We start from the raw sequence: 20,328 nt of genomic DNA on the forward strand, positions 1-20,328 counted from the left end.
GCGGGGCTGTGCGCCCCTCGACTCAGCCGTGCGGCCGACCCGGCCGCGCGGCGGTCCGGCTCGGTCGCGTGGCGGTCCGGCTCAGTCACGTGGCGGTCCGGCTCAGTCGCGCGGCGGATCCCCGAACAGTTCGACCGCGTTGCGAACCTCCGCGAGACCCCTGGCGAGGGCGCTGACCGAACCGATCGCGCCCGCGATCAGCAGCAGGGAGCGGCGCAGACGCGGGATCTCCGGGACGCCGCCGGCGGCCATCGCGGCGAGCACCGCCAGTTCGTCCTCGGCGATGCCCCGGTCGGGGAACTCGGCGGGCAGTATGGCGAGTTCACGGCGCAGCCGGGACACGGCGGTCCGCAGTTCGGCCACCCTCTGATCCTCGTCGCTGCCGGTCACCGGCATCTGCCCCAAGCTCCGCAACACAGCTCCCCCCTCGCACGCCTTTGTGCGGTGCTCCGCACCGACGCCCGGCGCCCCATGGCGTCGGTCGGGCGCCGAGGGATGGCCAGTAAACGCCACTCGGCGGGCCGGGCGCCAGCATGGGGACCGAAATTCAGTCCTGGGTACCACGCGGCCGCCGCGGCTCAGGTATGCAGGACATATGACGCGAAGTGAGGGCGGTCGAGACGGGGTCGCCGGGCTGCTGCTCGCGGCAGGCGGAGGACGCCGGCTGGGCGGACGCCCGAAGGCGCTGCTCGTGCACCGGGGGCGGCCGCTGGTGGAGTACGCGGTGGGGGTCCTGCGTGCGGCCGGATGCGGCCGCGTCCATGTGGTCCTCGGGGCGGCGGCCGAGGACGTCCGGGAGCGCGCGGACCTGTCCGGCTGCGTCCTGGTGGACAACCCGGACTGGGAGCAGGGCATGGGGTCCTCGCTGCGCGCCGGACTCGGCTCGCTCGCCGGGACGGGCGCATGGGCCGCCCTGGTCTCGCTCGTCGACCAGCCCGGCATCGGCCCGGAGGCGGCGGCCCGGGTCCTCGCCGCGTACGAGGACGAGTCCTCTCTGGCGGCGGCCGCGTACGGGGGCGTCCGGGGCCATCCGGTCCTCTTCGGAACCGCCCACTGGACCGGCGTCGCGGCGTCCGCCACCGGGGACCGCGGGGCCCGTGCCTATCTGAAGGAGCACGAGGATGCGCTCCGGCTGGTCGAGTGCGGGGACGTGGCGCGGCCCTACGACATCGACACCGAGGAGGACTTGGCGCACCTCGAGTGAGCACGGTGGCACGCTGCGCCACCTTCCCTCGAAGCGGAGAATCTCGACGTCAACAGATCATTGAACTTCCACCATGAGGAAACTAGTATCCACTGATCAGAAGGGCCTGACCGCCGGCAGGCGCAGTCAGCCGCACCCCGACCCCTGTGGCATCCGGTGCCGTCCCCTGCCGCGGCGCCCGACACGTCAGTTCGCCGAAGGAAGTGACAGCTCATGCCCGCACCAGCGCCGTCGCCGGTCGTCATCGACGCCGAGCCCCTGCCGCGGCAGGACGAGGTCCTCACCGACGCGGCCCTCGCCTTCGTGGCCGAGCTGCACCGCCGGTTCACCCCCCGGCGCGACGAACTGCTCGCCCGCCGGGCCCGGCGCCGCGCGGAGATCGCCCGCACCTCGGCGCTCGACTTCCTCCCTCAGACCGCCGCGATCCGCGCGGACGACTCCTGGCGGGTGGCCCCCGCCCCCGAGGCCCTCGACGACCGCCGCGTCGAGATCACCGGCCCCACCGACCGCAAGATGACCATCAACGCCCTCAACTCGGGGGCGAAGGTCTGGCTAGCGGACTTCGAGGACGCCTCCGCTCCCACCTGGGAGAACGTGGTCCTCGGCCAGCTCAACCTGATCGACGCCTACACCCGGGCCATCGACTTCACCGACCCGGCGACGGGCAAGTCCTACGCCCTGCGCCCGGCGGAGGAACTTGCGACGGTCGTCATGCGGCCCCGCGGCTGGCACCTGAACGAGCGTCACCTCCTGGTGGAGGGAGAGCAGGTGCCGGGTGCCTTCGTCGACTTCGGCCTGTACTTCTTCCACAACGCCCAGCGCCTGCTCGACCTCGGCAAGGGCCCCTACTTCTACCTGCCGAAGACGGAGTCGCACCTGGAGGCCCGCCTCTGGAACGACGTCTTCGTGTTCGCCCAGGACCACGTCGACATCCCTCAGGGCACCATCCGCGCCACCGTCCTGATCGAGACGATCACGGCGGCGTACGAGATGGAGGAGATCCTCTACGAACTCCGCGACCACGCCTCCGGGTTGAACGCGGGCCGCTGGGACTACCTGTTCTCCATCGTCAAGAACTTCCGTGACGGCGGGCCGAAGTTCGTCCTTCCGGACCGCAACGCGGTCACGATGACGGCGCCGTTCATGCGCGCGTACACCGAACTCCTCGTCCGTACCTGTCACAAGCGCGGTGCGCACGCGATCGGCGGCATGGCGGCCTTCATCCCCTCCCGCAGGGACCCCGAGGTCAACCGGGTCGCCTTCGAGAAGGTCCGCGCCGACAAGGACCGTGAGGCGGCCGACGGCTTCGACGGCTCGTGGGTCGCCCACCCCGACCTCGTGCCCATCGCGACGGAGTCCTTCGACAAGGTTCTCGGCGACCGGCCGCACCAGAAGGACCGGCTGCGCGAGGACGTCGACGTCAAGGCGGCCGACCTGATCGCCGTCGACTCCCTGGACGCCAGGCCGACGTACGGGGGCCTGGTCAACGCGGTCCAGGTCGGCATCCGCTACATCGAGGCCTGGTTGCGCGGCCTCGGCGCGGTCGCCATCTTCAACCTCATGGAGGACGCGGCCACCGCGGAGATCTCCCGCTCCCAGATCTGGCAGTGGATCAACGCGGGCGTCGAGTTCGAGAACGGCGAGAAGGCGACCCCGGAGCTTGCCCGCAGGGTCGCCGCAGAGGAACTCGCGAACATCAGGGCCGAGACCGGAGAGGAAGCCTTCGCGGCCGGCCACTGGCAGCAGGCCCACGACCTGTTCCTGAAGGTGGCGCTGGACGAGGACTACGCGGACTTCCTCACCCTCCCCGCCTACGAGCAGCTCGCCGGCTGAGTCACTGCGCCGGCCTCTCCGAGTGGCCCAGGGGCTTCCCCGGGGCCACTCGGTCGCGTACGAGGCGCTTGACCGCCGTGGGCTCGGGGAAACCCTGCTCGCGGCGGTCCCAGACCACCTCGTCGTTCACCCGCACGACGAAGACACCGCCCTTGCCCGGCTTGAGCGCGAGTTCCGTCAGCTCGGTCTCGAACGTCGTCAGCAGCTCCTGCGCCAGCCAGGCCGCGCGGGGCAGCCAGCGGCACTGGGTGCAGTACTCGATCTGGACGCGGTGGGGCTCTCCCCCAGGGGTGTCCGTCATCCCAGGTGCACCGACCAATCCTGTTCCGCGGCCGGCTTGCCGTGCAGGTCGGGGACCCGCTTGAGCCAGGCCGGCCGGCCTTGCTGTGTCCGTGCCGCGCGCAGGGCCTCCTCGGCGGCGAGTTCCTCCCGGGTGGGGAAGTCGGTGGGCAGCCACGCCTCGGACGCCTTCGCCCGCGCGGAGAGGTACTCCACGTAGGCGTTGCGGAGCTCGCCGGGCGTCGAGAAGCCCGGCTCGCCGGTCAGCCAGGCGTCCGGCACCTCCTCGGTGATCTCGCGCAGCAGTTCTTCGGTCACCCGGGGCGCGAGTTCCGCCTCGGCGGCCCGCATGTCCGGGGCGGAGTGACCGAGGGCGTGGTGGCGGAAGTCGTAGGCCTTCTCGGGCGCGGAGGCGTCCCAGCGGTGGTGGAAGACGAGGGCGGCACCGTGGTCGATCAGCCACAGCCGCGGGGATGCGGTGCCGAAGGTGGGCCAGACCATGAGGTTGGAGCTGTGGACCGTGCGGTCGACGTTCACGGTCAGGGCGTCGAGCCAGACGATGCGGCCCGCCTCCACCGGGTCGACCGTGCAGGCCCTCGCGACCTCGGGGGTGAAGTCCCGGGCGCCCGGCAGGTAGTCCATACCGAGGTTCAGACCGGGGCTGGCGTTCAGCAGGTCGCGCACCTCCTGGTGCGGCTCGTGCGCGGCGATCGCGGGGTCGAAGTGGGCGAGCACCAGCTCGGGGACGCGCAGGCCGAGCCTGCGGGCCAGTTCCCCGACGATCACCTCGGCGACCAGCGCCTTCACGCCCTGCGCGGAGCCGGTGAACTTCACGACGTACGTCCCGAGGTCGTCGGCCTCGACGATCCCCGGCACGGAGCCGCCGGACCTCAGCGGGGTCACGTATCGAACAGCAGTCACGTCGCGCAGCACACGGGCCACTGTAGGCCAGCCGGCGGCGAGCCGACCGGCCCGGCGGGCGACGGCCGGCGCCGGCCCGGAAGCCACCGGCGGGCGTCGGTCAGCGGCACGCCAGTGGGTTCGGCAGGGGCAGGTAGCGTGCGTCCGCGCCGTCTGCGCCCGTCCAGCGCAGCAGCAGGTTCGTCTTGCCGGGGAGGGTGGGCGAGGCCAGCAGGGCGGGGATCTCGGGGACGGGGTGGCGGGCCAGTTCCGCGCGGGCGGCGGGCCAGGGGTTCCAGCCGGGGTGGCGTTCCGCCAGCAGCGCGGCCATCTCCGTGAGGTTGTTGACGACCAGGCAGTACACGAGCCGCTCCCAGCCCGCCGCTCGGGGCACCTCCGTGAGGAGCTTCACGCCCTCCGCGTCCCGGAACAGCGCCTGCACGGGAAGCCCCGCGGCGTCCACCGCCACCAGGGTGTTCTGCAGATGTGCCTCCAGGACGACCCCATGGCGCTCGAACGCCTCCAGGACCGGGGGCACGACCTGGCGCAGATACTCGGTCCACCAGGCCGCCGGCTCGGTGAGCCGCTCGAGCGGGCTGCCGTCGAAGCCCTCCACAAGGGCCGCCGCGAGCAGCGGGGTGGCCCCTGGCCGGAGGTGGGGGGCCAGACCGTCGCGGACCAGGACGGCGAGTTCCTCGAAGGCGAAGCCGGCCGTACGGTAGCCGCGGTCGCTCAGCCAGGCCGCCGGGCCGCTGTGCGCGGCGAACGCGGCCGTCGCCGCCGCGTCGGTGCGGCGCAGGTTGAGCAGGTCGTGGCGCCACAGTCGGCGGACGTCGTTGGTGATCCGCACGTCCAGGCTGAACTTGAGGAAGTGATCGTGGCCAGGGGCGTACACGGTACGGATCGCGGCCGTGGGCCACACGGTCCGCGGGGCGCCGTCGAGCCGCACGAGGCGCCCGTCCTCGAACGCTGCGCGGATCTCCGGGCGACCCCCGACCAGGTCCAGCTGCCAGGGGTGCGCGGGCAGCACCCGGTAGCCGGGCGGGGCCGCGGCCAGCGTGTCGAGTGCGCTGGTGTCGCCCTCCTCGACGACCGTGTCCTCGCGTACGCCCAGAAGGGTGAGCGGGAAGCAGGCATGGGCCTCGGGGGCGTACGGCAGCCACCTCGCGACGGGGCCGCCGCCGCGCGCCTTGGGCGCCGGATGGTGGGGGTGCCCGGTGATCAGGGACTGCTCGGAGCGCACATACAGGTCCCTCGGCGGTGTCGCGCGGGCGCGTGCGGCCAGGATCGCGGCCACCGCGTCCCGGCTGTCGATCATCTCTTCGGGGAGGTCGGCGTTGGACAGGCCGGTGGCCCGGCGCAGCTCCTCGGCAATGAGCTTGACCAGCTCGCCATGGGTGAGCGGATGCCAGGCCCCGCCGACGTGTACCTCGGGGTCGCGGGGGCGCCGCCCGCCGCGCACGCGCAGCAGCCGGCCACCGGCCCGCAGCCGGTGGACGCCCTGCTCGCCCGCGGGCTCCGCCACCTCCCTGAGCAGGCAGTTGAGCAGCGGGGCCGCCGCGTAGGCGTCGGCGCGCTCGGGGACGCGGTCCCTGTGGTGCATGCGGTCCACGCGCTCCATTCGTTCCGTACGGTGCACTGAAGATCAGTATGTCTGTGGTGGTCCGGCACCACGAATGCACGCTCGTCCCCGAGGAGCCCTCCCGTGTCCCCTTCCTCTTCCGCCGAGGTTCGGCTCAGCCGCGAGCTGGACGCCGTACGGCCCGATCTGTCGGAGGCGTATGCGGCCGAGCTTCCCGGTGCCCGGGCCGCCGTCCTGACGCGCCTGTGGCGGTCCCTGGCCCATGAGCCGCTGCCGTGGATCGTCCGCCGGGAGCCGACGCGCGAAGGGCTGGTCCTTCATCTGGCTGACGGGCGCCGGCTGCACGGGCCGCCCGCCGACCCGTACGCCACCGCCCCGTACGCCACCCAGGTGCTGCTGGACGGGCGCGGATACGACCGTGCGGCGGAACTGCTCACGGCCCTCGGTGTGCCGCACGGCGCCGCGTTCTCCGCCGAGCTCGACGACAGCACGGCCTCGCTGGCGCTGTCGCGGGCCGGCCGGCCGCAGGACGTGCCCGAGCCGGCGACGAGCTGGGCGTGGGAACAGCGGGTGGTGGACGGGCACCCGTACCATCCCGCCTGCCGTTCCCGGCCCGGCTTCTCCGTCGCCGAGCAGCTCGCCTACGGGCCCGAGCACCGGCCCCTGGTGCGCCTCGGCCTGGTGCCCGTGGACGACGGTCTGATGCGGGGCGAGTGGCCGTCCTGGCTGTGGGACGGCGAGCGCCCGCTGATGCCGGTGCACCCCTGGCAGAGGGCGCATGTGCTCGGGGGTCCGGCCAAGGACGGTCCGCTGGCGCATCCGCTGCTGTCCCTGCGCACCCTGGCCCTGCCCGACGGGGGCCCGCATGTGAAGACCGCGCTCAGTACCCGGCTGACGTCGTCCGTGCGGGACATCTCGGTCTCGTCCGTGGAGACCGCGCTGGTCGTCTCCCGGTTCGTGGAGTCGGTCGCCGAGCGCACCGGCGGCCTCTTGCGGGTCGTCCGCACCCTGGGGGCGTTCAGCGCCCACTCGCCGGACCTCGCCGCGATGGTGCGCGAGTCGCCCGAGACGTACGCGGACCCGGCGGCGGGCGAGTGGGTGGTCCCGGTGGCCGCGCTGCCGGTCACGGGCCTTCCCGCCTCCCCGGGCTGGCTCGCCGCGTTCACCCGTCTGGCGCTCACCGCGGGGCTGCGCATGCTCGACCTGGGAGTGGCGCTGGAGGCGCACGGCCAGAACCTGCTGGTGGTGCTCTCGGCCGCGGGGGCCCCGCGGCGGCTGGTCTACCGCGATCTGGCGGACATCCGGGTGAGCCCGGCCCGGCTGGCCCGGCACGGCATCAAGCTCCCGGAGGTGGCCGGCCGGATCGTCACCGACGACGAAACGGCCCTGCGCCGCAAGCTGTTCGCCTCGCTCGTCGCGGGCGCACTGGCCTCCACGGCGGGTGCGGGCCGCGCGCTGGGGACGGCGCTGGAGGCCGTGTCAGGGGATCTGCCGGTCACATCCGATCTGACGGCGCTCCGCGAGGAGCCGCTGCACGCCAAGGCGTTGACGCTGATGCGGCTGTCCCCCGAGTGTCCCGGGGACCTGTGGACACGGCTGCCGAACCCCCTCGTTCAAGAGTCCGCCCCCTGAGATCAACGAGATCGTTTTGAAGCGCGCCCCCATTGATCAATAAGATCCGCCGATGATCACAAGACAACGGCTGGCGGTGGGGGTCTGCGCCCTGCTCGCCGCCCTGGCGGCCGGGATCGCCGTCCCGGCCGGGGCCGTCGCCGACGAGACGACGGCCCAGGACGCGCCCAAGGTCGATCTCGTCCTCGATGTCAGCGGTTCGATGCGGGCCCGGGACATCGACGGCGGCTCGCGGATGGCCGCGGCGAAGCAGGCCTTCAACGAGGTTCTCGACGCGACACCGGAGGAGGTGCGGCTCGGCATCCGGACGCTCGGCGCCAACTACCCGGGCAACGACCGCAAGACGGGCTGCAAGGACACCGCTCAGCTGTACCCGGTGGGGCCGCTGAACCGGACCGACGCCAAGACGGCCGTGGCGACGCTCCAGCCCACCGGCTGGACGCCGATCGGCCCGGCCCTGCTGAAGGCGGCGGACGACCTCGACGGCGGCAACGGCACCCGCCGTATCGTCCTCATCACCGACGGCGAGGACACCTGCGCCCCGCTCGACCCGTGCGAGGTGGCCCGGGAGATAGCGGCCAAGGGGATCGGGCTGACCATCGACACGCTGGGGCTCGTGCCGGACAGCAAGCTGAGCAAGCAGCTGAGCTGCATCGCCGAGGCCACCGGCGGCACGTACACGTCGGTGCAGCACAAGGCGGAACTCTCCCACAAGGTGAACCAGCTGGTGGACCGCACGGCGGACAAGGTGGTCACTCCGGTCGCCGTGGACGGCACAGGGCAGTGCACGACGGCGCCCACGCTGAAGTCGGGCCTGTACACCGACCGCGAGGAGTTCGGGCAGCACCGCTTCTACCGTGTGGACGTGAAACCGGGTCAGGAGCTGCGCGCCTCGGTGAGCGTCTCCGACGACCGGCAGGTGAACCCCGACTACGGGGTGACGCTGCGCGCGGTCACCGTGCACGGACGGGAGATCGTACGCGGTGAGGCGACCGGTTCGGGCCGTACGGACGTCGTGTCGACGGGCCTGCGGTACCCGAGGGCCGAGAGCGACGACGAGGACGCGCCCGCCGAGACGGTGTGCCTCCAGGTCGCCGACTCCTTCTCCCCGGCGGCCGGTGTGAAGACCACGCCGGGCCTCCCGCTGGAGCTGACGGTCGACGTCGTCGACGGTCCCGACCAGGCGAGCGATGTGGCCTCCTTCGGTCTGGGACGCGGCTGGTGGCTGCTCGGCGCCCTGGTGCTGACCGGCTTCCTCGCCGGTGTGCTGTGGGGCTGGCTGTCGCGCTGGCGGATCGCGGTCTGGAGGACCAACTGATGCGTATTGCACGAGCGTTGACCGCGGCGGCTCTGCTGCTGGGCGCCGCCGCATCACCGGCCGTCGCCGACGCCTCGCCGTCCGCGAGCCCGTCGGGTGACAGTGCCGCGCCCACGTCGGCGGGCACGTCGTTCCGTACGGCGGCGGAGATCGAGCAGGGGCAGCAGGCCACGGCGAGCGCCTCCACGGGCGACTACCTGTACTGGCAGTTCCCCGCGGACGCGGGGCAGCGGCCCACGGTGAAGGCGACGGTGAAACTGCCCTCTTCGTCCCGGAGCGGGACGCAGACCTGGCAGCTGGACGTGTACGACGGGCTGCGGCGGCGCCAGGCGTGCCAGTACGGGGCGCAGACGCGCACCGCCGCCCAGGGCGCGGCCTCCGTCGACCTCGCCTGCACGCTGCGCACGGTCCGCGCCTGGTCGGAGACCTGGGCCGACGACCCGCTGCCGGGCACGTACTACGTCCGTCTGACCGCCGTGGGACTCGGCACGGCCGACCTCGGGCTGCCGGTGAACGCCGAAGTCCGGGTGGACTCCAAGGACATCGGCGGTTCGGCGGCGGTGGACGGTTCGCTGGGGCAGCCTCTCGTGCCGGGGATCGCGCGGAAGTCCTCGGACTCCGCGTCGGATGCGCCCACGCTCTCCTCGCTGAAGCCCGACACGTCCGGCTGGTGGTCGGACCGCTGGCTGTGGACGGCGATCGGCGGCGTCCTCGCGGCGCTCGCGGGCATCGGCGGCTATGCGCTGACGCGCGGTTCGGGGCGGCCTTCCCGGGTGCCGCCGGGCGTCTGAAGCCCGCTGCCCGCCAGGCGGGCCCGCCGCGTCCCTGCGGACTCGGCGGGCCCTCGCCCTCCAAGCCCTTCCAGCTCCGTTCCGTCCCCCCTTCAGCCTCGTTCCGTCCCCCTTCCGTCCTCAGTCACCCCCGTTTCATCCCCAGTCACCCCCGTTCCATCCCCATTCAGTCCCCGCGCAGCACCTTGGCGAGCGTGCTGTCCCCCGACACCGTGACGCGCCCCTCGGCGATGGCCTGATGGAGCGTCAAGGAGCCCTGGCCGAGGGCGATGCAGGTCTCCGCGTCGAGGGCGAGCCGGGCATCGGGCTCCTCGGGGGCGGCCCCGTCGCCGTACGCCGGACCGTCCTCGGCGCCGAGCCACAGGTGGAACTCCCCCTCGTCGAGCCGTACCTGGACCAGCCCCTCACCCGGCAGCGCACGCAGCAGCGGCAGTGCGAACCAGTGCGCACGCACCGCGTCCGTCGGCCTGCGTTCCGCCAGCGCGGGCGCTCCCCACACCCCGAGCGCCTGGATCACGGGCAGCAACTCCCGCCCCTGCCTGGTGAGTTCGTACACGTACGCGGCTCCGGGAGGCGGCAGTCTGCGCCGTGTGGTCAGTCCGTCGCGCTCCATGTCCTTCAGCCGGGACGCCAGGACGTCGGTGCTCACGCCCGGCAGGTCCGCGTGCAGATCCGTGTAGCGGCGGGGACCGGCGAGCAGCTCGCGGACGATCAGAAGGGTCCAGCGGTCGCCGACGGCGTCGAGGGCCCGGGCCGTGGAGCAGTACTGGTCGTAGCTTCGGCGAGGTGACATGCGACGCAGTCTAGACATGTTGTTGGACTTTCCAAGCCGCTACTTGGTAAAACCAAGCAACACGGATAGCGGAGGGGAAACGGCGCATGGAGTTCCGGCAGTCGAGCAAGCTCAGTGAGGTCTGTTACGAGATCCGCGGCCCGGTGATCGAGCACGCCAACGCGCTGGAGGAGGCGGGGCACAGCGTGCTGCGCCTGAACACCGGCAATCCCGCGCTCTTCGGTTTCGAGGCGCCGGAGGAGATCCTCCAGGACATGATCCGGATGCTGCCGCAGGCGCACGGCTACACGGACTCGCGCGGCATCCTCTCCGCCCGCCGCGCCGTGGCCCAGCGCTACCAGGCGAAGGGCCTGGAGGTCGGAGTGGACGACGTCTTCCTCGGCAACGGCGTCTCCGAGCTGGTCTCGATGGCCGTGCAGGCGCTGGTGGAGGACGGCGACGAGATCCTCATCCCCGCACCGGACTTCCCCCTCTGGACGGCCGTGACCACCCTCGCGGGCGGCAAGGCCGTGCACTACCTGTGCGACGAACAGGCCGACTGGTACCCGGACCTGGACGACATGGCCGCGAAGATCACGGACCGTACGAAGGCCGTCGTGATCATCAATCCCAACAACCCGACGGGCGCGGTCTACCCGAAGGAGATCGTCGAGGGCATCCTCGACCTGGCACGCCGGCACGGCCTGATGGTCTTCGCGGACGAGATCTACGACCAGATCCTGTACGACGACGCCGTACACCACTCGGCCGCCGCCCTCGCCCCCGACCTGGTGGTCCTCACCTTCTGCGGGCTGTCGAAGACCTACCGGGTGGCGGGCTTCCGCTCCGGCTGGCTGGTCGTGACGGGGCCGAAGCAGCACGCGCGCAACTACCTGGAGGGCCTGACGATGCTGGCCTCCATGCGGCTGTGCGCCAACGCGCCCGCCCAGTACGCCATCCAGGCCGCGCTCGGCGGCCGGCAGTCCATCAGCGAGCTGACCGCGCCCGGCGGCCGCCTCCACGAACAGCGCGAAGTCGCCTGGCGGAAGCTCAACGAGATCCCCGGCGTGAGCTGTGTGAAGCCCAAGGGCGCGCTGTACGCGTTCCCGCGTCTGGACCCCAAGGTGCACAAGATCCACGACGACGAGAAGTTCGTGCTGGACCTGCTGCTGCGGGAGAAGATCCAGGTGGTCCAGGGCACCGGATTCAACTGGCCCGCCCCCGACCACTTCCGCATCCTCACGCTGCCCCACGCGGACGATCTGGAGGCGGCGATCGGGCGGATAGGCCGTTTTCTGAGCGGCTACCGCCAGTAGGAGGCGGCGCCGTGTGGCACGGTGCGCCCAGAGGCGGAACAGGAAGGGCGGCACGGCGTGGGCGACCTCATTCTGGTCCGGCACGGTGAGACCGAGTGGTCGTTGTCCGGGCGGCACACCGGGCGGACCGACGTCCCGCTGACCGAGCACGGCCGGGAACAGGCGCGCCGGCTGGCTCCGCTGATCGCCCGCCATCACATCGCATCGGCGTTCGTCAGCCCGATGCAGCGGGCCCGGGAGACGGCCCGGCTGGCCGGGATCGGGGGCGCGCGCGTCGACGCGGACCTGTCCGAGTGGGACTACGGCGGGTACGAGGGCGTCACGACAGTCGAGATCCAACGGACACTGCCGGACTGGTTCCTGTTCACGGACGGCGTCGCGCCCGGTCCCCCTGAGCACCCCGGGGAGGGCCCGGAGGAGGTGGGGGCGCGCGCGGACCGGATGCTCGCCAGGATCGACGCGGCGCTCGCCGAGGCGGAGGGCAGCGTGGTCGTCGTCTCGCACGGCCATTTCCTGCGGGTGCTGACCGCGCGGCGGCTCGGTCTGCCGGCCTCGGCGGGCGCCCTGTTCCAGCTCTCCACGGGGACGATGAGCCGGCTGAGCACGGAGCACCGCCGCCATGTGGTGGCCGGCTGGAATGTCAGACCCGACGCGTACTGTTCCCATGGGTCCCTCTCCGCGGGGGAGGCGGGGCCGTCCGAGGAACACTGAGGGGGACACGAGCGTCCGTCCCCTCCCCCGCGGGCAGGAGCACGCCGTGACCCGACCGCCGACCGCCGCACAGCGGCGTGTGATCGAAGCCGCCGACCCCGTCACCGGGCGGCTGAGGGGGACGGACGCCCAGCTTGCCGCGCTGGTGAAGCGGGGGCTGGCCTTCCGTCACCCGCGTCCGCCGCACGACCACTTCCTCACCCCGGCGGGTCATCGCATACGGGAGGCGCCCCCCGAGGAAGCGGTGCCGGATGCCCCCGCTCCGGCGGCGGGTTCCGGCGTGTTCGCGGCGCGCGTCGGCGGTGAGGAGTCCGGGGACACCGGGCCCGCGCGGGCGCGCGAGGTGCACAGCGCCTGGCAGGGGCTGCTGGAGCTGCGTCGGATGACCAACCCGGGCGGTGCCATGGACCGCCCGTGCGGCTGGGAGCGCACCCATCTGGTCCCGGCCGCCGCACTGGCCCTCGAGGCGGCCGGGCACCGGCCCGCGACCGGGGACCTGGGGGACGGCTACCGGGTGCGGGCGACCCCGCAGCCGGAGGCGGTCGCCGTGCACCAGCCGGACCTCGCGGCACTGCGCTCCTGTGCGGCCACGCTGGAGAACGCGGGCTGGCAGGTGAGCGAGCACGCGCGGCCGCGGGCCCGGGAGCGGTACCTGCTGGCGTCACCGCGGCGCGGATGACCGGCGGAGGCGCGCGGTGGCGACGCAGTGGCGCACGGGCAGGGCGCGATGCCCCCCTCATGGCATGGGGGCCACCCCGGCGAAGGTGACGCCGTTGACGAACGGGAGCCGGGCGCCGATCTTCCAGATGCCGAGGGTCTGCAGGAGGGTGGCCAGTCCCGCGGTGAACAGGCAGGCGCCGGTGAGGAAGGTCAGGTCGGTGCCGGTCAGGCCCACGGCCGTGCCGACGATCAGGGGCGGGGCGACGACTCCCGCGTACACGGCGGCCACCTGTTGCAGACCGCTGGTCGCCGTCTTGAGGGCGGGGAGTCTCTCGTCGACTGGGTGGTCGGACACGGCGGCTCCTCCGGTCGGTGGCACGTCGGCTTGTGACGTGGGTTTCCACGTCGGCTTGTGACGTGGGTGTCAGGGAGGTGGTGCGCGGTCGGTCGTGCGGGACCGGGGACGGAGTCCGTTCGAGGGGGCGAACGGAGTCCGTCCCGGGGCGCGCACATCCCTGCGCGCCCCGGGGACGGTTGCCGTGGACCCCGCTCGGTCCACGGCTTCCGGCCGGGAGCCGTCCCTCCCGGCCGGAGCCTTCGGCTGCTCAGTCCTGCGCGGCGATCCGCGCCAGGCGCTGGGCCTGTACCCGCGTGGAGCGGGCGACGGCGTCCTCGTCGACGTGCAGCAGACGTCCGTTCTCGACGACCGGTTCGCCGTTGACGAGGGAGAGGGTGACGGGGGCGGCCGCGCCGAAGACCAGCGCGGTCACCGGGTCGGCGATCGAGGCGTGGGCCAGTGTGTCGAGCTTCCACAGCACGAGGTCGGCGAGCTTGCCCGGCTCCAGGGAGCCGATCTCCGCGCCACGGCCGAGGACCTGGGCGCCCCCGTAGGTACCGAGGCGCAGCGCCTGGCGGGCGTTCAGGGCGGCTTCGCGATGCGTGCCCAGGCGGTTGATCAGGAGCGCGTTGCGCAGTTCGGTGTGGAGTTCGCCGGACTCGTTGGAGGCCGTGCCGTCGACGCCCAGGCCGACGGGGACGCCCGCCGCGAGCATGTCGGGGACCCGGGCGATGCCCGCGGCCAGGCGGGCGTTGGACGACGGACAGTGGGCGACCCCCGTCCTCGTACGGGCGAACGCGGCGATGTCGGCGTCGTTCATATGGACGCAGTGCGCCATCCATACGTCCTCGCCGAGCCAGCCCGTCGACTCGAAGTAGTCGGTGGGGCCCATCCCGAACAGCTCGTGGCAGAACTTCTCCTCCTCCACCGTCTCCGAGCCGTGGGTGTGCAGTCGCACTCCCTTGCGCCGCGCCAGTTCGGCGCCCTGCCTCAGGAGTTCGGTCGAGACGGAGAAGGGCGAGCAGGGCGCCACGGCGACCTGGGTCATGGCGTCGAAGGAGGGGTCGTGGTGCTCGTCGATGGTGGCCTCGGTGGCGGCCAGGGCGCCCTCGAGGGTCTCGACGGCGAAGTCCGGCGGCAGGCCGCCGTCCTTCTCGCTGCGGTCCATGGAGCCGCGGGCGAGAGTGAAGCGGACCCCCGTCTCGCGGGCGGCCCGGACGAGCGCGCCGGACAGGTCGCCGGAGTCCTTCGGGTAGACGTAGTGGTGGTCCATGGCGGTGGTGACACCGCCGCGGGCCATCATCGCGAGCGATCCCTGCGCCGCCGCGTACAGCATCGTCTCGTCGATGCGTGCCCATGTCGGGTACAGCGCGACGAGCCAGTCGAAGAGATTGTGGTCCGTGGCCAGGCCCCGGGTGATCCACTGGTAGAAGTGGTGGTGGGTGTTGATCAGTCCGGGGGTGACGAGGTGCCCGGTCGCGTCGATGCGGCGTACGACGTTCTCCAGGCCCTCGGGAGCCTTGCCCGCGCCGACGGCCTCGATGCGGTTGCCGGCGACGACGACATGTCCCGTGGGGTACTCGGTGTCGTCGGCGTCCACGGTCGCGATGGCACCGTTCTCGATGACGATGCGCTGGGCTGCTGCCATGGTTCGTCCTTTTCGCTCTGTGGAGAGGGCACGGCAGGACCCTGGGAGTTTGAGTGCCGCGGCCCGGTGCCGGATCCCGGGCCGCGGGTGCCGAAGGAAGAGGCGCCCGTCGGGGGGCGGGAGCACCCCGTTGGGTCACAGGTTGGTGAGGTCCACGGGAATCCGCGCGTCACAGCCGTCCCGCAGGACCGTGGCCTCGATCAGGCCGTACGGGCGGTCGGCGGCGAAGTACACGGCTCCCTCTGCGGGGTCGTTCTTCAGCCCGAACGGCTCCAGGTCCACCAGGAAATGGTGCTTGTTCGGGAGCGAGAAGCGGACCTCGTCGATCTCGTCGCGGTGCTCGATGATGCGCGCGCCCATCTGGTACAGGGTCTGCTGCAACGACAGTGAGTAGGTCTCGGCGAAGGCTCGGAGCAGGTGCTGCTTCGTCTCCTCGTAGGACCGGTCCCAGTCAGGCGTCTCCTGGGCGTCGTCGCTCCAGTTGAAGCGCCAGCGGCCGGTGACGGACGTGGCCAGGATGCGGTCGTACGCCTCGGGCAGTGTCGTGTACTTGTCCTTGACATAGCCCCAGAACTCGGAGTCGGTCGAGTTCATCACGGTGAGGTCCTTCAGGCCCGAGACCACTTCCCAGGACGAGCCGTCGTGGGTGATCTGCGTCAGGCGGGTCTCCTGGCCCCTGCGGACGAAGGAGTGCGCGCCCCGCCCCGCGTGCTCGATCCGGTCCCAGGCGTACTCCTCGATGCGGATGCGGGCCCGGTGGATCGGTCCCTGCGACGCCACGAAGTGGCGGGCGAGGTGGATGCCGAACTGCTCGGCGGACTCGATGCCGTGCTCCTTGGCGAACGCGTACACCGTGTTCTTGGTGGTGTCCGTCGGCAGGACATGGGCGTTGGAGCCGGAGTAGTGGACCTCGTCCATGTCGCCGGAGAGCGAGACGGACACGTTCAGGTCCTTGATGTGGTGGGTGTCGCCGTCCCGCGTGATCCTGACGACTCGGTTCTCGGCCTTGCCGTACTGGTTCTGGCCCAGAACCACAGGGCGGGCAGGGCGGGAGTTGACGGTCATATAGCTAGCTCCCTCGGTAAACGGAGTAGCCGAACGGGGTGAGCAGCAGCGGTACGTGGTAGTGCTCGCCCGGCACGACGGTGAACGTGACCGTCACCTCCGGGAAGAACGCTCCGGTGGTACCGCTGTCCCGATTCGCGGGGGCGTCCTGCTGCGCATCGGCTTGCTTCTTCTCGAACCTTTCGAAGTACGCCTCGACGGCGAAGTCGAGGCGAACGTGGGTGGTTCCCTCCGGCAGGGCCGGGAGGTCCTTGCACCGTCCGTCCGCGTCGGTCGCGGAGCCGCCGAGCGCCTGCCAGTCCGCTTCCCGGCCCGGGCGGGCGGAGAGCCGGACGGCGACGCCCCGGGCGGGACGGCCGACGCTGGTGTCCAGGATGTGCGTGGACACGGAGGCGGTGGTCTCGGTGCTCATACGGTGACCTCTTCAGGCGGTGTGGAGCAGTCGGGTGAGCCGGATACGGTTGATCTTCCCCAGCTCGGCGCGGACGATCTCCCGTTCCTGTTCCGGCGCGTTGCCGAGCCGCTCCTTGACCGCGTCGCGCATCTGCTCTGCGGTCCTCCCGGTCGCACAGATCAGGAAGACGTGCCCGAACCTCTCCTGGTACGCCAGGTTCAGTTCGAGCATCTCCGCCCTGAGCTCCTCGGAGGCGCCGGCCATTCCGCGTTGCTCCCGGACCGACGTGGGGTCGCCCGGCTTCGGGCGGCCGATCGGCGGGTGGCCGGCCATCGCCTCCTCCAGGTCCGCGGTGGTCAGCTCGGTCATGGCCGCGTCGCCGGCGGCGTACAGCTCGTCGGCGGTGCGGTAGGGGCGTGCGGCGAGCAGCCGCCGGACCCATGCCGTGGAGGCGCACACCTCGTGGAGGACGGCGGCGGCCGCGCGCTCCTGGAGGGCGTTGAACCGGACGAGGCCCGGCGGCGTGGAAGTCGACGTCACGAGTGCCTCCGTGGCCTTGGGGCGGAACGGGCTGCGAACAGCTAACGCCCTCCGCCAGGACACCGTCAACACTTTGTTGAAAATTTGGGAGTGGCAAAAGCCGCCGCCCGGATGCCGGGCGGCGGCTCGCCGCACACGGTGCGCACGGAGCGCGCCGAGTCTGGTCAGGACTTTTCGCGGTTGAGGTAGTTGTAGACGGTGAAGCGGCTCACGCCGAGGGCGCTCGCGACCGTCTCGACGCCATGGCGCACGGAGAACGCGCCACGCGCCTCAAGAGCCCGTACGACCTCCTGCTTGGCCTTGCGGTCCAGTTCGGCCAGCGGCTTGCCGCGCTTGCGCTCCATCGCGGCGAGGATGTGGTCGAGCGAGTCGGCGAGCTGCGGCAGCCGTACGGCGACGACGTCGGCGCCCTCCCAGGCGAGCACGACGTCGTCGGGACCGGCCTGGTCCGGCGGCAGTATCTCGCCGCCTATCGCGTCGATGAGCGGCTTCACGGCCGCGATGAAGGGCTCGTCCCCCGCCCGGGTCATCTCTCGGCCTCCCCGACCACGTTGACCTGCAACGAGATCCGGGTGGCACCGGCCTCCAGGCTTTTCCGCAGCAGCGCGTCCACGGCGGTGAGCACCGCGTCGGCCCGGCCCTCCGCGGTGTTGCCGAACGGGCCGACGTCCACGGCGTCCAGGTCGGCCGCCTCGACGACCTCCCGGGCCACCAGCGCGTGCGCGGGGGCCTCGTCGAGATCGAAGGGTTCGGTGGTGAACTCCACTCTCAATCGCATTGCGCCCCCATGGCATCTGCTCCGACCCGCGCGTTCCGCCAGGTCCGCCGCCGGGGCCGGACCGCCCCGGCCGCTTGGTGAGACCTTAACGGACGCGCCCGCCGGCCCGGCCGCCTGAAACCGCCCCCGAGCCCCCCGAGTCCGCCCCCCGAGTCCGCCCCCGACTCGGCTCGCCGAATTCGTCCCCCGATCCGCCCCGCTTCCCGCGACGGACCGGTCGCCCGGCCACGTAGAGCAGACGACCGCATTCACACAGGGAGGGACCGCACGGTGGCAGTGCGCGCATTCAAAGGGGCACTGAGAGGTGCCAGGGGTACGGCGATCGCGGCGGCGGCGATGGCGGCGCTGACCGCGTCCCAGGCTTCGGTGGCGGTCTCGGCCGGAGAATCGGGAGCCGCCCGGCGGGCGGCACCGGCCGAGCACGGCCCGAGCGTGTCCGGCGACACCCCGTACCGCACGGAACTCCCGCCCCTGCGGCGGGCGGCCGGGGAGCCGAAGGGGAACGCACCGACGTCGGTGACGGGCGGCGCGCTGCCGCGGACCGTGTTCGCCGCGTACCGGCGGGCCGAGGCCGAGCTCGGGCGCAGCGCACCCGGATGCCGGCTGAAGTGGCAGCTGCTGGCCGCGATCGGCCAGGTGGAGTCCGGACAGGCGCGGGGCGGCCGGGTCACCGCCGACGGCACGACCGTGACGCCGATCCTCGGGCCCCGGCTGACCGGCGGCCCCTTCGCCGTCGTCCCGGACACCGACGGCGGTGCGTACGACGGGGACGCGATGTACGACCGCGCGGTCGGCCCGATGCAGTTCATCCCGTCGACCTGGGCCCGCTGGGGCGTGGACGGCAACGGCGACGGACGGGCCGACCCGGACAACGTCTACGACGCGGCGCTCGCCGCCGGACGCTATCTGTGCGCCGGCGGACGCGACCTCTCCGACCCGGCCGACCTGGACCGGGCGATCCTCGGCTACAACCACTCGGAGGCCTATCTGCGCACGGTCCGGGCCTGGTACACGTACTTCCTCGACGGGCACCGCGTGGTGCCCGACCTGCCCGGCGTCTCCACTCCCCGACCGGATCCCTCCCGGCCGGGCACACCGAGGCCCACACCGAAGCCGTCCCATCGCCGCCCGGCCGAGGGCCCGTCCCGCACACCGTCCGCGGCGCCTGCCACGCCCTCGCCCACCCCCTCGCACACGACGGTCGTGCCGCGGGAGACTCAGGAGCCGGCGCTGCCCGTGCCGACCCTCCCGGGCGTCGGGCTGCCCGGCAGCGTGCTGCCCGGCGGCCCGCTGACCAGCAACAGAGAGGAAACAATGGACTCCTCCCCCTCCACAACCGCGGATACCGGGCGGTAATGTCGCCACCCGCCGGGCGGTGCGGTACCGGCGGGTGAGCGCAAAGGGGCCCTCATGGCTACGGACATGCCTACGGAGACCGAAGCGGCCGTGTCTGTGCAGATACCGGCCGCCCACGAGCGGTGGCAGCGGATGTGGAGCCACCGCGAGCAACTGCTCAAGGTGGCCCGGCGCCGCTCGATGAGTCTCGAGGACGCCGAGGACGCCGTGCACGAGGCGATGCTGCGCGCCGCCGAGCGCCCCGACCTCGACGACGAGCGCCTCGGCGCCTGGCTGACGACCGTCACGATGCGGCTGTGCGTCGACCGGTACCGTCAGGTCAACCGCGAGGCCGAGGTGCGCACCAGCCCCACACTGATCGCGCCGGGCCCGGTCCCCGTCGAGGAGGCGGTGTGCGACCGGGCCGAGGCCAAGTGGCTGGCCGTGCGGAGCGGGGAGCTGCCCGCCCGCCAGGCGGAGGCTCTGCGGCTGAAGTCCGAGGACCTGGACGTCGGCCAGGTCGCCGTGCGGATGGGGCTGAGCTACCGGACCGTCGAGTCCCTGCTGGCCCGCGCGCGCAGGACGCTGCGCGCCTCGCTGGCGGGGACGCTCGGGTTCGCGCTGTTCCTGCTCGGGCGCGGGCGGCCGCGCGGGGGTGGGAAGGCGCACGCCGTGGCCGTCACGTCGACGGCGGCGACCCTGGTGGTGGCCGGATTCATCCTGCCGCAGACGCTCGACGCGGGTGGGAGCCCGCACGGCCCGGCTCCACGACCGGCCCAGTCCCCCAGCGCATACGTGCTCCGGCCCGACAGCACCGACCGGGCGCGCGGCTCGGAGGCACACCGGCCTTCGGCCACCAGGTCGACGACGGCCGTACGGAAGGAAGGCCGGTCGCACGGCGACGGACCGGTGCTGCCGCTGTCCGTGCCCTCCCTGCCGGAGGTCTCCCCCCTGCCGGACCTGCCGGAGCCGGGGCTCGCCGCACAGGTGCCCCACGTACCCGAGCTGCCGGACACACCGGTCACCTCAGCGCTCCCGTCGGTTCCCCCGGCCCCCTCGCTCCCCGCCGTCCGCGCCGTACCGTCCGTTCCGCACTCCGTGCCCACTCCGAGCACGCCTTCGGTGAAGCTGCCGTAGCCCGCGGTCGACACGTCCGGGAAAAGTCCCGGACCGTCCGGAAAAAATCTCGTCCCCGGCGCGACGGACGCCCCGCCCCTCCCCGTAGAGCAGATG

General features: G+C 72.4%; 21 protein-coding genes and 1 pseudogene. 10 read left to right on the plus strand and 12 right to left on the minus strand.

What is annotated here, in order from left to right; translation table 11 throughout:
* Nucleotides 1-102 precede the first annotated feature (102 nt).
* Entirely contained in the window at nucleotides 103-417 is a 315-nt protein-coding gene (locus LZ604_RS23590; protein ID WP_234517434.1) for a DUF5955 family protein, read from the minus strand.
* Between the two features lie 178 nt (nucleotides 418-595).
* Between LZ604_RS23590 and LZ604_RS23595 the strand changes: the two genes are divergently transcribed.
* Complete coding sequence (locus LZ604_RS23595; protein WP_234517435.1) at nucleotides 596-1,204, plus strand: nucleotidyltransferase family protein; 609 nt, start codon at nucleotides 596-598, stop codon at nucleotides 1,202-1,204.
* A gap of 213 nt (nucleotides 1,205-1,417) precedes the next feature.
* Nucleotides 1,418-3,037 (plus strand): malate synthase A, encoded by a 1,620-nt coding sequence (aceB, locus tag LZ604_RS23600; RefSeq protein WP_234517436.1) that lies wholly within the window; start codon nucleotides 1,418-1,420, stop codon nucleotides 3,035-3,037.
* Between the two features lies 1 nt (nucleotide 3,038).
* Here the strand turns inward: aceB and LZ604_RS23605 are convergent, their stop codons facing one another.
* From LZ604_RS23605 to LZ604_RS23615, 3 genes are all read right to left on the minus strand, one after another.
* Nucleotides 3,039-3,338, minus strand: coding sequence for an Rdx family protein (locus tag LZ604_RS23605; protein WP_234517437.1), 300 nt, complete (start codon nucleotides 3,336-3,338; stop codon nucleotides 3,039-3,041).
* Nucleotides 3,335-4,249, minus strand: coding sequence for a HipA family kinase (locus LZ604_RS23610; protein WP_234517438.1), 915 nt, complete (start codon nucleotides 4,247-4,249; stop codon nucleotides 3,335-3,337). The genes LZ604_RS23605 and LZ604_RS23610 overlap by 4 nt, the downstream gene beginning before the upstream one ends.
* A gap of 88 nt (nucleotides 4,250-4,337) precedes the next feature.
* On the minus strand, nucleotides 4,338-5,837 hold the full coding sequence (locus LZ604_RS23615) for an IucA/IucC family protein (protein ID WP_372482189.1): 1,500 nt from the start codon (nucleotides 5,835-5,837) through the stop codon (nucleotides 4,338-4,340).
* An 84-nt stretch (nucleotides 5,838-5,921) separates the two neighbouring features.
* Between LZ604_RS23615 and LZ604_RS23620 the strand changes: the two genes are divergently transcribed.
* From LZ604_RS23620 to LZ604_RS23630, 3 genes are read left to right on the plus strand one after another with little or no spacing between them, the layout of a single operon-like run.
* Nucleotides 5,922-7,430: an IucA/IucC family protein gene (locus tag LZ604_RS23620; protein WP_234517440.1), complete on the plus strand. Its 1,509-nt coding sequence runs from the start codon at nucleotides 5,922-5,924 to the stop codon at nucleotides 7,428-7,430.
* A 52-nt stretch (nucleotides 7,431-7,482) separates the two neighbouring features.
* Nucleotides 7,483-8,748 carry a VWA domain-containing protein gene (locus LZ604_RS23625; RefSeq protein ID WP_234517441.1) on the plus strand — a complete coding sequence of 422 codons (1,266 nt, stop codon included), beginning with the start codon at nucleotides 7,483-7,485 and terminating at the stop codon, nucleotides 8,746-8,748.
* Nucleotides 8,748-9,539 (plus strand): hypothetical protein, encoded by a 792-nt coding sequence (locus tag LZ604_RS23630; RefSeq protein ID WP_234517442.1) that lies wholly within the window; start codon nucleotides 8,748-8,750, stop codon nucleotides 9,537-9,539. The genes LZ604_RS23625 and LZ604_RS23630 overlap by 1 nt, the downstream gene beginning before the upstream one ends.
* Nucleotides 9,540-9,705: 166 nt before the next feature.
* Here LZ604_RS23630 and LZ604_RS23635 read toward each other — a convergent pair whose 3' ends face one another.
* The gene (locus LZ604_RS23635; RefSeq protein WP_234517443.1) at nucleotides 9,706-10,350 is read right to left on the minus strand and encodes a winged helix-turn-helix transcriptional regulator; all 645 of its coding nucleotides are present in this window, start codon (nucleotides 10,348-10,350) and stop codon (nucleotides 9,706-9,708) included.
* Between the two features lie 68 nt (nucleotides 10,351-10,418).
* On the opposite strand from LZ604_RS23635, the gene LZ604_RS23640 reads away from it, so the two are divergent.
* From LZ604_RS23640 to LZ604_RS23650, 3 genes are read left to right on the plus strand one after another with little or no spacing between them, the layout of a single operon-like run.
* On the plus strand, nucleotides 10,419-11,627 hold the full coding sequence (locus LZ604_RS23640) for a pyridoxal phosphate-dependent aminotransferase (protein ID WP_234517444.1): 1,209 nt from the start codon (nucleotides 10,419-10,421) through the stop codon (nucleotides 11,625-11,627).
* A 57-nt stretch (nucleotides 11,628-11,684) separates the two neighbouring features.
* Nucleotides 11,685-12,338 carry a histidine phosphatase family protein gene (locus LZ604_RS23645; protein ID WP_234517445.1) on the plus strand — a complete coding sequence of 218 codons (654 nt, stop codon included), beginning with the start codon at nucleotides 11,685-11,687 and terminating at the stop codon, nucleotides 12,336-12,338.
* Between the two features lie 46 nt (nucleotides 12,339-12,384).
* Nucleotides 12,385-13,017 (plus strand): hypothetical protein, encoded by a 633-nt coding sequence (locus tag LZ604_RS23650; RefSeq protein WP_234517446.1) that lies wholly within the window; start codon nucleotides 12,385-12,387, stop codon nucleotides 13,015-13,017.
* A gap of 63 nt (nucleotides 13,018-13,080) precedes the next feature.
* Here LZ604_RS23650 and LZ604_RS23655 read toward each other — a convergent pair.
* The 7 genes and pseudogenes from LZ604_RS23655 to LZ604_RS23685 form a co-directional block, all read right to left on the minus strand.
* Nucleotides 13,081-13,353, minus strand: a pseudogene (locus tag LZ604_RS23655) (solute carrier family 23 protein); the annotation flags it as partial.
* Nucleotides 13,354-13,603: 250 nt separating this feature from the next.
* Nucleotides 13,604-14,983: an 8-oxoguanine deaminase gene (locus tag LZ604_RS23660; RefSeq protein WP_234517447.1), complete on the minus strand. Its 1,380-nt coding sequence runs from the start codon at nucleotides 14,981-14,983 to the stop codon at nucleotides 13,604-13,606.
* A gap of 135 nt (nucleotides 14,984-15,118) precedes the next feature.
* Complete coding sequence (gene pucL, locus LZ604_RS23665) at nucleotides 15,119-16,048, minus strand: factor-independent urate hydroxylase (RefSeq protein WP_234517448.1); 930 nt, start codon at nucleotides 16,046-16,048, stop codon at nucleotides 15,119-15,121.
* 4 nt (nucleotides 16,049-16,052) lie between these two features.
* Nucleotides 16,053-16,460: a hydroxyisourate hydrolase gene (gene uraH / locus LZ604_RS23670; protein WP_234517449.1), complete on the minus strand. Its 408-nt coding sequence runs from the start codon at nucleotides 16,458-16,460 to the stop codon at nucleotides 16,053-16,055.
* 12 nt (nucleotides 16,461-16,472) lie between these two features.
* Nucleotides 16,473-16,982, minus strand: a complete 510-nt coding sequence (gene uraD / locus LZ604_RS23675) for a 2-oxo-4-hydroxy-4-carboxy-5-ureidoimidazoline decarboxylase (protein ID WP_234517450.1) — start codon at nucleotides 16,980-16,982, stop codon at nucleotides 16,473-16,475.
* Nucleotides 16,983-17,146: 164 nt separating this feature from the next.
* Nucleotides 17,147-17,512 carry a helix-turn-helix domain-containing protein gene (locus tag LZ604_RS23680; RefSeq protein WP_234517451.1) on the minus strand — a complete coding sequence of 122 codons (366 nt, stop codon included), beginning with the start codon at nucleotides 17,510-17,512 and terminating at the stop codon, nucleotides 17,147-17,149.
* Nucleotides 17,509-17,760, minus strand: coding sequence for a YkoF family thiamine-binding protein (locus LZ604_RS23685; RefSeq protein ID WP_234517452.1), 252 nt, complete (start codon nucleotides 17,758-17,760; stop codon nucleotides 17,509-17,511). Before LZ604_RS23685 ends, LZ604_RS23680 begins: the two co-directional genes overlap by 4 nt.
* Before the next feature lie 270 nt (nucleotides 17,761-18,030).
* Here LZ604_RS23685 and LZ604_RS23690 point away from each other — a divergent pair, with 270 nt between their 5' ends.
* Nucleotides 18,031-19,116 (plus strand): lytic transglycosylase domain-containing protein, encoded by a 1,086-nt coding sequence (locus LZ604_RS23690; protein ID WP_425577891.1) that lies wholly within the window; start codon nucleotides 18,031-18,033, stop codon nucleotides 19,114-19,116.
* Between the two features lie 54 nt (nucleotides 19,117-19,170).
* Nucleotides 19,171-20,232, plus strand: coding sequence for an RNA polymerase sigma factor (locus LZ604_RS23695; protein ID WP_234517453.1), 1,062 nt, complete (start codon nucleotides 19,171-19,173; stop codon nucleotides 20,230-20,232).
* The last annotated feature ends 96 nt before the right edge of the window (nucleotides 20,233-20,328 follow it).

The sequence above is a fragment of the Streptomyces glomeratus genome (assembly GCF_021462825.1).
GTDB lineage: Bacteria > Actinomycetota > Actinomycetes > Streptomycetales > Streptomycetaceae > Streptomyces > Streptomyces glomeratus.

Coding starts and splice junctions, on each gene's coding strand:
- LZ604_RS23595 (WP_234517435.1), top strand. CDS start 596: ATGACGCGAAGTGAGGGCGGTCGAGACGGGGTCGCCGGGCTGCTGCTC.
- aceB (WP_234517436.1), top strand. CDS start 1,418: ATGCCCGCACCAGCGCCGTCGCCGGTCGTCATCGACGCCGAGCCCCTG.
- LZ604_RS23605 (WP_234517437.1), bottom strand. CDS start 3,338: ATGACGGACACCCCTGGGGGAGAGCCCCACCGCGTCCAGATCGAGTAC.
- LZ604_RS23615 (WP_372482189.1), bottom strand. CDS start 5,837: ATGGAGCGCGTGGACCGCATGCACCACAGGGACCGCGTCCCCGAGCGC.
- LZ604_RS23625 (WP_234517441.1), top strand. CDS start 7,483: ATGATCACAAGACAACGGCTGGCGGTGGGGGTCTGCGCCCTGCTCGCC.
- LZ604_RS23630 (WP_234517442.1), top strand. CDS start 8,748: ATGCGTATTGCACGAGCGTTGACCGCGGCGGCTCTGCTGCTGGGCGCC.
- LZ604_RS23635 (WP_234517443.1), bottom strand. CDS start 10,350: ATGTCTAGACTGCGTCGCATGTCACCTCGCCGAAGCTACGACCAGTAC.
- LZ604_RS23640 (WP_234517444.1), top strand. CDS start 10,419: ATGGAGTTCCGGCAGTCGAGCAAGCTCAGTGAGGTCTGTTACGAGATC.
- LZ604_RS23660 (WP_234517447.1), bottom strand. CDS start 14,983: ATGGCAGCAGCCCAGCGCATCGTCATCGAGAACGGTGCCATCGCGACC.
- pucL (WP_234517448.1), bottom strand. CDS start 16,048: ATGACCGTCAACTCCCGCCCTGCCCGCCCTGTGGTTCTGGGCCAGAAC.
- uraH (WP_234517449.1), bottom strand. CDS start 16,460: ATGAGCACCGAGACCACCGCCTCCGTGTCCACGCACATCCTGGACACC.
- LZ604_RS23680 (WP_234517451.1), bottom strand. CDS start 17,512: ATGACCCGGGCGGGGGACGAGCCCTTCATCGCGGCCGTGAAGCCGCTC.
- LZ604_RS23685 (WP_234517452.1), bottom strand. CDS start 17,760: ATGCGATTGAGAGTGGAGTTCACCACCGAACCCTTCGATCTCGACGAG.
- LZ604_RS23695 (WP_234517453.1), top strand. CDS start 19,171: ATGGCTACGGACATGCCTACGGAGACCGAAGCGGCCGTGTCTGTGCAG.